The organism is Pantoea sp. JZ29 (assembly GCF_035190385.1).
GTDB classification, from domain to species: Bacteria; Pseudomonadota; Gammaproteobacteria; order Enterobacterales; family Enterobacteriaceae; genus Pantoea; species Pantoea stewartii.
This window is the reverse complement of the sequence record NZ_CP045241.1, coordinates 3,113,854-3,126,132: the sequence shown is the minus strand read 5'-3', so window position 1 is coordinate 3,126,132 and position 12,279 is coordinate 3,113,854. Positions and strand designations below refer to the sequence as shown.

11 protein-coding genes, 3 tRNA genes and 2 other RNA genes are annotated in these 12,279 nt (G+C 55.7%); 14 read left to right on the top strand and 2 right to left on the bottom strand.

The window, feature by feature from the left end:
• The first annotated feature begins 170 nt into the window (after positions 1-170).
• The 12 genes from ybgC (at position 171) to GC090_RS14485 (ending at position 6,684) form a co-directional block, all read left to right on the top strand.
• The gene (gene ybgC, locus GC090_RS14540; RefSeq protein WP_006118464.1) at positions 171-575 is read left to right on the top strand and encodes a tol-pal system-associated acyl-CoA thioesterase; all 405 of its coding nucleotides are present in this window, start codon (positions 171-173) and stop codon (positions 573-575) included.
• Entirely contained in the window at positions 572-1,258 is a 687-nt protein-coding gene (gene tolQ / locus GC090_RS14535; RefSeq protein WP_033739349.1) for a Tol-Pal system protein TolQ, read from the top strand. The genes ybgC and tolQ overlap by 4 nt, the downstream gene beginning before the upstream one ends.
• Positions 1,259-1,271: 13 nt before the next feature.
• The gene (tolR, locus tag GC090_RS14530) at positions 1,272-1,700 is read left to right on the top strand and encodes a colicin uptake protein TolR (RefSeq protein WP_006118466.1); all 429 of its coding nucleotides are present in this window, start codon (positions 1,272-1,274) and stop codon (positions 1,698-1,700) included.
• A 26-nt stretch (positions 1,701-1,726) separates the two neighbouring features.
• Positions 1,727-3,022 (top strand): cell envelope integrity protein TolA, encoded by a 1,296-nt coding sequence (gene tolA / locus GC090_RS14525; protein ID WP_006118467.1) that lies wholly within the window; start codon positions 1,727-1,729, stop codon positions 3,020-3,022.
• A gap of 115 nt (positions 3,023-3,137) precedes the next feature.
• Positions 3,138-4,433, top strand: coding sequence for a Tol-Pal system beta propeller repeat protein TolB (gene tolB, locus GC090_RS14520; RefSeq protein WP_033739351.1), 1,296 nt, complete (start codon positions 3,138-3,140; stop codon positions 4,431-4,433).
• A gap of 52 nt (positions 4,434-4,485) precedes the next feature.
• The gene (pal, locus tag GC090_RS14515) at positions 4,486-5,007 is read left to right on the top strand and encodes a peptidoglycan-associated lipoprotein Pal (protein ID WP_006118469.1); all 522 of its coding nucleotides are present in this window, start codon (positions 4,486-4,488) and stop codon (positions 5,005-5,007) included.
• Positions 5,008-5,016: 9 nt separating this feature from the next.
• Positions 5,017-5,823, top strand: a complete 807-nt coding sequence (cpoB, locus tag GC090_RS14510; RefSeq protein WP_033739354.1) for a cell division protein CpoB — start codon at positions 5,017-5,019, stop codon at positions 5,821-5,823.
• 166 nt (positions 5,824-5,989) lie between these two features.
• Positions 5,990-6,065, top strand: a tRNA-Lys gene (locus GC090_RS14505).
• Positions 6,066-6,125: 60 nt separating this feature from the next.
• A tRNA-Lys gene (locus tag GC090_RS14500) sits at positions 6,126-6,201 on the top strand.
• Positions 6,202-6,255: 54 nt separating this feature from the next.
• A tRNA-Lys gene (locus tag GC090_RS14495) sits at positions 6,256-6,331 on the top strand.
• A gap of 43 nt (positions 6,332-6,374) precedes the next feature.
• Positions 6,375-6,507, top strand: a non-coding RNA gene (locus GC090_RS14490) — RtT sRNA.
• Between the two features lie 43 nt (positions 6,508-6,550).
• Positions 6,551-6,684, top strand: a non-coding RNA gene (locus GC090_RS14485) — RtT sRNA.
• A 310-nt stretch (positions 6,685-6,994) separates the two neighbouring features.
• Here GC090_RS14485 and GC090_RS14480 read toward each other — a convergent pair.
• Together GC090_RS14480 and GC090_RS14475 are read right to left on the bottom strand one after the other, a co-directional pair.
• A complete protein-coding gene (locus GC090_RS14480; protein WP_324020196.1) occupies positions 6,995-8,830 on the bottom strand; it encodes a methyl-accepting chemotaxis protein in 1,836 nt (611 codons plus the stop codon).
• Positions 8,831-8,941: 111 nt separating this feature from the next.
• Positions 8,942-10,402, bottom strand: a complete 1,461-nt coding sequence (locus tag GC090_RS14475; RefSeq protein ID WP_033737750.1) for an AlkA N-terminal domain-containing protein — start codon at positions 10,400-10,402, stop codon at positions 8,942-8,944.
• A 158-nt stretch (positions 10,403-10,560) separates the two neighbouring features.
• Here GC090_RS14475 and GC090_RS14470 point away from each other — a divergent pair, with 158 nt between their 5' ends.
• Both GC090_RS14470 and nadA read left to right on the top strand, forming a co-directional pair.
• Positions 10,561-11,070, top strand: a complete 510-nt coding sequence (locus tag GC090_RS14470; protein ID WP_006118472.1) for a methylated-DNA--[protein]-cysteine S-methyltransferase — start codon at positions 10,561-10,563, stop codon at positions 11,068-11,070.
• A gap of 130 nt (positions 11,071-11,200) precedes the next feature.
• Entirely contained in the window at positions 11,201-12,262 is a 1,062-nt protein-coding gene (gene nadA, locus GC090_RS14465) for a quinolinate synthase NadA (protein WP_324020194.1), read from the top strand.
• Positions 12,263-12,279: the final 17 nt, after the last annotated feature.

The following is a 12,279-nucleotide window of genomic DNA, read 5'->3' as shown; positions in this document are numbered from 1 at the left end:
CCTTCACCCCAGGCGCGTGAGTTTACTTCAGCGTCTGGTCAAGAAACCTCCATTAATGACGTCCGGTTGTAACCAACTGATAATTATTTTCTCCTGGCTCTGACAGCCCATTCCCAACCCTAATTGTCTTGCGTATAGTAGCAACGTTTAAAACGAGGCCGGGATGTAGAGTGAGTACAACGCTGTTTCGCTGGCCGGTTCGGGTCTACTATGAAGATACCGATGCCGGTGGTGTGGTTTATCACGCCAGCTATATCGCTTTTTATGAACGAGCACGTACCGAAATGCTGCGTCAGCACCATTTCAATCAGCAGGCGCTGTTAGAACAGCAGGTTGCTTTTGTGGTACGGCGCATGACGGTGGACTATCTTTCGGCGGCACGTCTTGATGACCTTCTGGAGATCCAGAGCGAAGTGACATCAATGACGCGGGCGACGATGACATTCTCCCAGCGTATCGTGAACGCAGAAGGCAAAGTGCTCAATGAGGCAGAGGTCCTGATTGCCTGCATCAACCCACACCTAATGAAGCCGATTGCGCTTCCCAAGTCTATTGTCGCGGAGTTCAAGCAGTGACTGACATGAACGTTCTTGATTTGTTCCTGAAGGCGAGCCTTCTGGTCAAACTTATCATGTTGATTTTGATCGGCTTTTCGATTGCTTCCTGGGCAATCATCATCCAGCGCACGCGAATTCTGAATGCGGCGGGAAGGGAAGCTGAAGCCTTTGAAGACAAATTCTGGTCCGGCGTTGAACTGTCTCGCCTCTATCAGGAAAGTCAGGGACGTCGTGAAGAGCTGGCGGGTGCCGAGCAAATCTTCTACGCCGGCTTCAAAGAGTTTGCCCGTTTACATCGCGCGAATAATCATGCGCCTGAAGCGGCTGTTGAAGGCGCGAGCAGGGCCATGCGCATTTCCATGAATCGCGAACTCGAAGCGCTGGAAACCCACATTCCTTTCCTGGGCACGGTTGGCTCAATCAGTCCTTATATCGGTCTGTTTGGTACGGTCTGGGGGATTATGCATGCGTTTATTGCCCTGGGGGCGGTCAAACAGGCCACCCTGCAGATGGTGGCACCGGGGATTGCAGAAGCATTGATCGCCACCGCGATCGGTCTGTTTGCTGCGATTCCTGCCGTAATGGCGTACAACCGACTGAACCAGCGCGTCAATAAACTGGAGCAGGGCTACGACAACTTTATGGAAGAGTTTACGGCTATCCTGCATCGTCAGGCTTTCTCCAGCGACAGCGCTAAGTAAACAGAGGTAAATGATGGCCCGAGTGCGTGGTCGCGGTCGCCGCGAGCTAAAGTCGGAAATTAACATCGTTCCACTGCTGGACGTTTTGCTGGTGCTGCTGCTGATCTTTATGGCAACGGCCCCCATCATCACGCAAAGCGTGGAAGTGGATTTGCCCGATGCAACAGATTCTAAGACGGTTTCCAGTGATGATAACCCACCCGTGATTGTTGAAGTTTCCGGCGTGGGACAATACAGCATGGTCGTCGATCACGATCGTTTGCCGCAGTTGCCGCCAGAACAGGTGATTAGCGAAGCGCAACGTCGTCTGGAAGCCAATCCGAAAACCGTCTTTTTGATCGGTGGTGCCAAAGAGGTACCTTATGATGAAATCATCAAGGCGCTGAACCTGCTGCATCAGGCAGGGGTTAAATCTGTCGGTTTGATGACGCAGCCGATTTAAAGTCGAACCGTTTTTGGGAACCGAGTGTGTCGAAGGCAACCGAGCAAAACGAAAAGTTAAAGCGCGCGATAATCATTTCGGTGATTCTGCATATCGTGCTGATCGCCCTGCTGATATGGAGCTCGTTTAATGAGCACATTGAGGCCAGCGGCGGCGGTGGCGGTAGCGATATAGAAGCGGTCATGGTCGATCCCGGTGCGGTGGTTGAACAGTATAACCGTCAGCAGAATCAGCAAAGCGACAGTCAGCGTGCGGAGCAGCAGCGCCAGAAACAGGCCCAGCAGCAGGCCGAAGAGCTTCAGCAGAAACAAGCGGCTGAACAGCAGCGGCTGAAAGAGCTGGAAAAAGAGCGACTGCAGGCACAGGAAGACGCGAAACAGCAGGCGAAAGCGCAGGCTGAACAGCAGAAGGCCGCCGAAGCCGCAGCGAAACAGGCCGAGGCGCAACAGAAAGCCGCCGAAGCGGCCGCGGCGAAAGCGAAAGCCGATGCGAAAGCGGAAGCGGATGCACAGGCGAAAGCCGCGGCAGACGCAAAGATGAAGGCGCAGGAAGAGGCGAAGAAGGCCGCAGCAGAGGCGAAGAAGCAGGCTGAGCAAGAGGCGAAAGCCGCAGCCGCAGAAGCGAAGAAGCAGGCCGAGCAGCAGGCGAAAGCTGAGGCTGCCGAAGCCGCAAAACAAGCTAAGGCCGAAGCGGCGAAACAGGCTAAAGCGGAAGCCGCGAAAGAAGCGAAAGCGGCTGAAGCCAAAGCCGCAGCGGAAGCGAAAGCCGCAGCCGCCCAGGAAGCGAAAGAGAAAGCGGCCGCCGCAGCGAAAGAAAAGGCCGCCAAAGAAAAAGCGGACGCCGCCGCCAAAGCGAAAGCGGAGGCTGCTGCCAAAGCAAAAGCGGATGCGAAGGCAAAAGCCGAGGCGAAAGCGAAAGCGGCCGCTGATGCCGCCAATGACAGCGACGTCGATGACCTGCTGGGCGGCTTAGCGTCCGGTAAGAATGCACCGAAAAGCGGCGCGTCGGGTGGAGCAGCAGGGCAGGGTAATCAGAAGAAGGCGGGTGCTTCTGGCGCAGATGTGAATGCGTATCTTGGGCAGATCACCAGCGCAATTCAGAGCCGTTTCTACGATGCGGACCTGTATAGCGGCAAAAGCTGTGACTTACGTATTAAACTTGCTCCTGATGGCATGCTGATTGATGTTAAATCAGAAGGCGGCGATCCGGCGCTGTGCCAGGCCGCTATCGCGGCGGCGAAGCAGGCACATATTCCGAAACCGCCTTCACAAGCGGTGTACGAAGTGTTTAAAAACGCCCCGATGCGTTTCAGACCGCAATAATGCAGTAACCTGCGGCAGGTTGATCTATGGTTAGCTTGCCGTACTCTAGTTGTACTCGTGGTTTTCAGGAACAGTGCCAATTATCGCGGACTCAGGTTCAGATAAGGGAGATAAAATGAAGCAAGCTCTTCGCGTAACGTTAGGCTTTTTTATCCTGCTGTGGGCAGCGGTGCTGCATGCAGAGGTTCGCATTGAAATCACCCAGGGCGTCAACAGCGCGCGCCCTATCGGTGTGGTTCCGTTTAAATGGTCTGGCCCAGGCGCGGCACCGGAAGATATCGGTGGTATCGTCGCAGCTGACCTGCGTAACAGCGGTAAATTTAACCCGCTTGATCGTTCACGTCTGCCGCAGCAGCCGACCAGTGCTCAGGAAGTGCAGCCAGCTGCATGGAGCGCACTGGGTATTGATGCCGTGGTTGTTGGACAGATTCAGCCGAATGCTGATGGCAGCTATCAGGTGTCCTACCAGCTGGTGGATACCGCAGGTGCGCCAGGTACCGTGCTGGCGCAAAACTCCTATAAAATTACGAAACAGTGGCTGCGCTATGCGGCGCACACCGTCAGTGATGAGGCGTTCCAGAAACTGACCGGCATTAAAGGGGCGTTCCGCACCCGTATCGCCTATGTGGTACAGACCAACGGCGGTCAGTTCCCGTATGAACTGCGCGTTGCCGATTACGACGGTTACAACCAGTTTGTCGTGCACCGTTCACCGCAACCGCTGATGTCGCCTGCCTGGTCGCCCGATGGCAGCAAACTGGCATATGTAACCTTTGAAAGCGGCAAGTCAGCGCTGGTGATTCAGACCTTGTCTAACGGCTCTGTCCGTCAGGTCGCTTCATTCCCGCGTCACAATGGTGCGCCAGCCTTCTCACCGGACGGCACCAAGCTGGCCTTCGCCCTGTCTAAAACCGGTAGTCTGAATCTCTATGTTATGGACCTGGCCTCCGGGCAGATTCGTCAGATTACAGATGGTCGCTATAACAGCACTGAACCAACCTGGTTCCCGGACAGCCAGACGCTGGCGTATACCTCTGACCAGGCCGGTGCGCCGCAGATCTACAAAATCAGCATCAATGGTGGTGCATCACAGCGCATTACCTGGGAAGGCGCTCAGAACCAGGATGCGGATGTAGCCAGTGATGGAAAATCAATGGTGATGATTAGCACCAGTGGCGGTGCTCAACACGTCGCCAAACAGGATCTGGTAACGGGAGCCGTTCAAACGTTAACGGACACGTTCCTGGATGAAACGCCGAGCCTGGCTCCAAACGGCACCATGGTAATCTACAGCTCGACTCAGGGCATGGGTTCTGTGTTGCAGTTGGTTTCAACCGACGGTCGTTTCAAAGCGCGTCTTCCGGCAACTGATGGACAGGTCAAATTTCCTGCCTGGTCGCCGTACCTGTAATGTCTGAGCTTTCTGACATTACAAAAAAATAAACAATAATGGGAATTTTCAAATGCAACTGAACAAAGTACTGAAGGGTTTAATGCTGGCTCTGCCAATCATGGCAGTTGCGGCGTGTAGCTCACACAAAAATAACAACAACGACCAGTCTGGCGCAGGTGCTGACGGCGCTTACGGTGCTAACTCTGGTATGAACAACGGCAACATGTCTTCTGATGAGCAGGCGCGTCTGCAGATGCAACAGCTGCAACAGAACAACATCGTTTACTTCGGTCTGGACAAATACGATGTTCAGCCTGACTACGCTCAGATGCTGGATCAGCACGCTAACTTCCTGCGTAGCAACCCGTCTTACAAAGTGACCATTGAAGGTCATGCGGATGAGCGCGGTACGCCAGAGTACAACATCGCCCTGGGCGAGCGTCGTGCTAACGCCGTTAAGATGTACCTGCAAGGTAAAGGCGTGTCTGCGGATCAGATGTCTATCGTATCTTACGGTAAAGAGAAACCAGCTGTTCTGGGCCACGACGAAGCGGCTTACGCTAAAAACCGTCGTGCCGTACTGGTCTACTAAGAGAATCACATGGTTAGTAACTTCAGACATCACCTGTTGAGTCTGTCGTTACTGATTGGCGTAGCGGCCCCCTGGGCCGCTCATGCCCAAGCGTCAATCAGTAGCGTTGGCTCCGGCTCGGTCGAAGACCGTGTCACCAGTCTCGAAAGAATCTCCAATGCCCAGGCACAGCTGATGCAGCAACTGCAGCAGCAGATGAGTGATAACCAGCGGGATATCGACTCATTGCGTGGGGAAATCCAGCAAAATACCTATCAGCTGAATCAGGTTATTGAGCGCCAGAAGCAGATCTATCAACAGATCGACAGTCTGAGCAGCAATAACAGCAGCAATGCCAGTCAGCCTGCCGCGGGTGCCGGTGACAATGCGGCTGCGGGCGCTGCGACAGCGGGCAACGATGCAGGTGCGGCCGCAGCCGGCAGCAGTGCGCCTGTTCAGAGTGGCGATGCTAACAGCGATTACAATGCTGCTGTTGCGCTCATTCTGGAGAAAAAACAGTACGATCAGGCCATCACTGCGCTGCAGGCGTGGGTGAAGCGTTACCCGGACTCGACGTATCAGCCGAATGCCAATTACTGGCTGGGGCAGCTGTTTTATAACAAAGGTAAAAAAGACGACGCAGCGTATTATTACGCCACGGTGGTGAAGCAGTATCCAAAATCCCCCAAGGCGGCTGAAGCGTTGTTTAAGGTTGGCGTGATCATGCAAGAGAAAAACGACACGGCAAAAGCCAAAGCCGTTTATCAGCAGGTGATCAAACTTTACCCGAACACCGAATCTGCTAAGCAGGCACAAAAACGCTTGTCTGGTATGTAATTTGTGCAGGTTTGACCGGATATCGATGGATTTCTGGTCTTGCCGCATGAAAGGTAGGCAATTGAACCCCTTAACAGAAAATAAGGGTTGCGCTACCTCGGTAAATCAGTAATATATGCCGCCGTTGCCGGGACACATTGCAAATGTGTCTGGCAAGCCTGAAGATGGGTCGTTAGCTCAGTTGGTAGAGCAGTTGACTTTTAATCAATTGGTCGCAGGTTCGAATCCTGCACGACCCACCATCTCCCGCAGGACGCTGTTCCCCAAGAGAACCTTCAGTATTGCTTCACAACCATTAAGATGGGTCGTTAGCTCAGTTGGTAGAGCAGTTGACTTTTAATCAATTGGTCGCAGGTTCGAATCCTGCACGACCCACCATCTTATTCTCAGGCAGCATGCAGACATGTGTTTGAGCGGTTGTAAGCCCCGAGCGGGTCGTTAGCTCAGTTGGTAGAGCAGTTGACTTTTAATCAATTGGTCGCAGGTTCGAATCCTGCACGACCCACCAATACAGAAAAGCGCGCCCACGGGCGCGCTTTTCGTTTATGGGGCATTACAGTCAAACGTGCATGATGAGAACCTGCAGCAGGTTCGACTGAATCGCGGTGCGATTAAGGCTGATGCGTCAGCATCACCCGCAGGGCGAGGCCCACGGGGCCGAAGGCCATCCTGCACGACCCACCAATACAGAAAAGCGCGCCCACGGGCGCGCTTTTCGTTTATGGAGCAGTACAGTCAAACGTGCATGATGAGAACCTGCAGCAGGTTCGACTGAATCGCGGTGCGATTCAGGCTGATGCGTCAGCATCCACCCGCAGGGCGAGGCCCACGGGGCCGAAGGCCATCCTGCACTACCCACCAATACAGAAAAGCGCGCCCACGGGCGCGCTTTTCGTTTATGGGGCATTACAGTCAAACGTGCATGATGAGAACCTGCAGCAGGTTCGACTGAATCGCGTTGCGATTCAGGCTGATGCGTCAGCATCACCCGCAGGGCGAGGCCCACGGGGCCGCAAAATCTGTCGTACTCCCGTCAGGGCACAACACCCCGCGTCCGCACTGTTCCTGTCCGGCAGCGTGCCGTCGAGCGGGCGTCACGCAGGCGGATCTAATCATCTGCCATAAAAAAAGCGCCCGACAGGCGCTTATAGGGCGTAATACGTCAGCCGGATTAGCGTGCGGCTGTCTGACCGGGTTCCAGGCTAAACTGTTTGACCAGCGTTTCAAGTCGGCGCGCCTGATCTTCCAGCGCGGTGGCTGAAAGGGCAGAGGCAGAGACCAGCGAGGCGTTTTGCTGGGTGGTGCTGTCCAGTTCTGAGACCGCACGCGCAATCTGCTCAATGCCACGGCTTTGCTCATCCGAGGCGGAAGAGATCTCACCCACGATGTCATTCACACGGGAAATCGCCTGAACTACCTGTCCCATTCTCTCGCCCGCGCGCGCAACGCGGTTATTGCCTTCCGCGATTTGACTGACCGATGCGCTGATCAGCTGATCGATATCCTTCGCCGCCTGCGCACTGCGCTGCGAAAGGTTACGTACTTCGCTGGCGACGACCGCAAACCCCCGGCCATGCTCGCCAGCGCGTGCCGCTTCCACGGCGGCATTCAGAGCCAGGATATTGGTCTGGAAAGCAATACTGTCGATAACGGCCGTGATCTCGGCGATTTTCTTCGAGCTGGCAGAAATATCGCCCATGGTTTGCACGACTTCCGTGACGGCGGCACCGCCTTGCTCCGCCGTTTTAGACGCTTCAGCAGCAATCTGGCTGGCGTGGCGCGCGTTATCTGCGTTGTGCTTCACCGTAACGGTTAACTGTTCCATGCTGGCAGCCGTCTGCACCACGGCGGCGGACTGCTGTTCTGTGCGGGACGAGAGCGTGTGGTTGTCGCTGTTAATACTGCTCGCCGCCTGCGACAGCGTGAGCACGCTGTCGCGGACCTCCAGAATCATTGTCCGCAGACGCTGATTCATCGCGCCCATCGCGCCAGCCAGTTTGCCCAGCTCATCACGGCCCGCCGGTTTGATATCGGCGCTTAAATCGCCCTTAGCAATGCGCTCCGCCAGCCATAAATTCTTTCTGACGGGATGAGTAATCTGTCGGCCAATCAGCCAGGCAATCAACATGCCCAGCAGCACAGCAAGGCCAACCGTCAACAGCGTCAGGTTAACAGAACTCCTGGTCAGGTCGCTGTTTTCTACCTTCATCTGCTGCAGAAGCGTTTTGAGGATAGCACTGCTCTTATCGCCATCGACCTTCACCGCGTTCTCCGCCTGACTGAGGGCCAGAAAGCCTTCCGCGTAACGTTCACTGAGTTGCTTAACCTCAAGGGTTGCATTCCACAGCGCGTTGAGCTGAGCCTGAGCATCGGGAGGTAATTGCGGTAGCAGGGTGGTGAGGGCGGTCTGGATGGCGTTGACCTGCGGTGTGAGCTGCGACTGAATCGCGCTGGCATGAGCGGGATCATAACGGAGTAACTGAAGCTGATCGCGCAGCTGGCTGATTGCAAGCAGTTGCTGAAACAGTGCACTGGCATCGGTCATCTGGGTTTTAATCAACGCTTCGTACAGCGTTGACTGGCTCTGCATGTTGCGCTGATCGAGCTGCTTACCCGTTTCTGCCAGAGACTGCATGGCCTGGGTCATTGCGCTGATGCTGGCCTGAAAGTGGCTGAGCTGGCTGGCGATATCCTGGAGCTGTGTTTCCTCCTCGGGCAGCCATTGGTACTGTTGGGCATCATGCGTCAGCTGAGCGGCATGGGCGATATAATCCGCCATCACTTTCCCCGCTTTCTCATCGCCATACAGCAGTTTCAGCCGGTTAACCTTAGCCTGAAACACGTCAATGTTAATGTCGTAAATCAGGTTGCTCTGTTCATAAACGTCATGGATAGTTTTAAAACGCGCGATGCTTACCGCGCCCGATCCCACCACCAACAGCAAAACGAGTCCAAATCCTAAACTGAGTTTGTGCGAAATTTTTGTATTTTCTAACCGCAACCCCATGACCTCTGCCTCCTGCCCATGTCAACGATGTTAAGCCAAATTGGTTATCGGTTGAGCAGGCCAGGAGTTTAGAGGCGAGGCGTGATATTTCTTTTCAGGACAACGGGCTGCTTACTTCGCACTGGCCGGTGACAGGCTTTTCCAGATATGCATCACGGCGTAGCTGCGCCAGGGACGCCATACCTGTGAGCGCGCGTCTGCCGCTTTGGGTGTTAATCCCCCCAGATTATTGCGCACGGCGATATCCTCTTTCGGGAAGGCATCCGGCCAGCGCAGCGCCCGCATGGCAATGTAGTGGGCGGTCCAGGGGCCAATGCCCGGTAAGGCCACCAGGCGCGCCATGATGTCGTCAGGCGAAAGCGTCGCATTGAAACGCAGGCTGCCCTCGTTACAGGCGGCCGCAAAGGCCAGAATCGCTCTGGCGCGCGCACTGACAATGCCCAGGCGGGCAATCTCATCGACCGTAGCCTGGGCAATGCGCTGGGGTTGCGCAGAATAGCGCGACAGATCAGGGAACGGCGTGGTGCAGGGTTCACCAAATGCCTGAGCAAAGCGGCTGCTGAGCGTCGTGGCGGCTTTAACGGTGACCTGCTGGCCCAGGATGGCGCGTACGCCCATTTCGACACTGTCAAATGCTCCGGGGACACGCAGGCCGGGGTAATCCTGAATACTTTGCGCCAGCAGGGGATCCTGTTGCAGGTGTTCGGCAATGCGCTGCGGCTGAGCATTCAGGTCAAACAGGTCGCGCAGCCGACGCAGCAGGGCAGGCAGCACAGGCGTGAGAGAGCGGGTGAATTCAACCTGAAGCGCCTGCTTTGCCGGGAGATGCGAAATGCTGACCCAACCCCGGTATTCGCCCAGCGCCACCGTCCGGCGGTAGGTTTCACCATCAACGGCTTCAATGTCGTTCATTAACCGCAGGCGTAAAAAGTCCAGCATCGCCTGCCAGTCGTAAGGCGGACGATAGCTGAGGCGTAACCGCATTGTGTCCGTTGCAGGTTGCGGCGACAGGTTGCCGCTTTTGCGCAGTGCGCCCGGCGTCATGCGATAGCGCGCCTGAAACACGTCATTGAAGCGCCGTAAGCTGCCAAATCCACTGGCGTAAGCGATCTCGGTTACCGGCAGCGTGGTTTCGGTCAGAAGCTGCTTAGCCAGCAGCATACGACGTGTCTGTTTAAGCTCCAGTGGCGTGACGCCCAGCTCCTGCTGCACAATGCGCCGCAGCTGACGGGCGCTGATGCCAAACTCTGCAGCAATCGCATCCAGGCCGCTGTGGGCTTCCAGCAAGCCCTCTTCAATGCGCTGCACCAGTCGGTCGGCCACGCGGTGGGCGTTGTCCACGGGGGCGTTGCCGGGTGCCAGCTCCGGACGACAGCGCAGACAAGGGCGAAAATGCGCTTTCTCTGCCGCCTCAGCGCTGTTGAAGAACAGACAGTTTTTCTGCATTGGCGCTTTCACCGGGCAAATCGGGCGACAGTAAATGCCGGTTGAGGTCACGCCGACAAAAAACACGCCATCGAAGCGCGTATCACGCGAGGTCAGTGCCTGGTAAGCGGTATCTGAATCAAACATGGTTTTTCTCCGGCAAAGAGCGACAGCGTAGCGCGGGCATTGGATATTGACTGGCTGTTTTCGGACAGCACAACAGTTTATTGTAATGACCGAAAACAGCCAGTTTCGCGTGGCGAAAATGCGATAATGCCAGACAGCAATGTGATGGAGGGAACAGCATGTATTACTGCAAACCTGTGATAACGCCGGTGGGCGAACTAACGCTGATCGCCAGCGATCGCGGTCTGGCGGCCATTTTATGGCAGGACGAAGTGCGCAGACATCCCCGGTTGTCGCCGCGTGAGCGCGACGATAATCATCCTGTTTTACGCGAAACCGAAACGCAGTTACGTGAGTACTTTGCCGGCACTCGCCGCGTTTTTGACTTACCGCTGGATATGGACGGCACAGCATTTCAGAAAAAAGTCTGGCAGGCGCTACTTTCTATTCCGTTTGGCGAAACCCGCAGTTACCGCCAGATCGCCGAGCAGATTGGGCATCCGGCAGCGGTACGTGCCGTCGGTGCTGCTAACGGCAGAAATCCGTTGTCCATTGTGGCACCGTGTCATCGGGTCATTGGGGCCAATGGAAAACTGACGGGATTTGCCGGTGGCCTGACGGTCAAAGCCTTTTTGCTTCAACTGGAAGCCCCTCAGCCCGGTCTGGTGGGGCTTTCTGCATCGTCATGACCAAATAAAACGCGACAGGCTGCTGCTTTTTCGCTATCGTGTTTAGCATATGAAACACGATGGCGGTATTTACGTCCTGTTAAGCCAGAAACGGCTATTTTCGTTAATTTTACAGAACGAGAGCGGTGTCATGAGCGCAATCTTTGATCCTGAACATGCGGTGTATCCTTTTCCTCCTAAACCCGCCCGGCTGAGTGACGAGCAAAAAACGCTTTACCGGGAAAAAATTAAAGCCCTGCTGAAAGCCCGTAACGCCGTGATGGTGGCGCACTATTACACGGATCCTGACATCCAGGCCTTAGCCGAAGAAACCGGCGGTTGCGTCTCTGACTCGCTCGAAATGGCGCGTTTTGGCAGCCAGCATCCCGCCACTACGCTGCTGGTGGCCGGCGTGCGCTTTATGGGCGAAACCGCCAAAATTCTCAGCCCGGAGAAAACCGTGTTGATGCCGACGCTGGAGGCCGAATGCTCGCTGGATCTGGGCTGCCCGATTGAGGCGTTTACGGCCTTCTGTGATGCGCATCCTGACCGGACGGTGGTGGTATACGCCAATACTTCTGCAGCGGTAAAAGCGCGCGCCGACTGGGTTGTCACCTCCAGCATTGCCGTCGAACTGATTGAACATCTGGACAGCCTGGGGGAAAAAATCATCTGGGCACCGGATCGGCATCTCGGGCGCTATGTTACGCAAAAAAGCGGGGCCGACGTGTTATGCTGGCAGGGCGCCTGCATCGTCCACGACGAATTCAAAACTCAGGCGCTGCAGCGGATGAAAGCGCTGTATCCGGATGCGGCAGTGCTGGTTCATCCCGAATCGCCGCAGGCGATTGTGGATCTGGCCGATGCGGTAGGCTCAACCAGCCAGCTGATTCAGGCGGCAAAAACCTTGCCACATCCGCAGATGATCGTCGCCACCGATCGCGGCATCTTTTACAAGATGCAGCAGGCGGTTCCTGACAAAATATTGCTGGAAGCGCCCACCGCCGGTGAGGGCGCAACCTGCCGAAGCTGTGCGCACTGTCCCTGGATGGCGATGAACGGACTGCAGGCCATTGCCGAGGCGCTGACGTCGGGTGGGCGTGCTCATGAGATCCACGTAGACGCGGCGCTGCGCGAGGCCGCGCTGGGGCCGCTAAACCGTATGCTATCCTTTGCAGCAGACCTCAAACATAACGTGAAAGGAAACGCGTAATCCGCGTCGTTGACAGG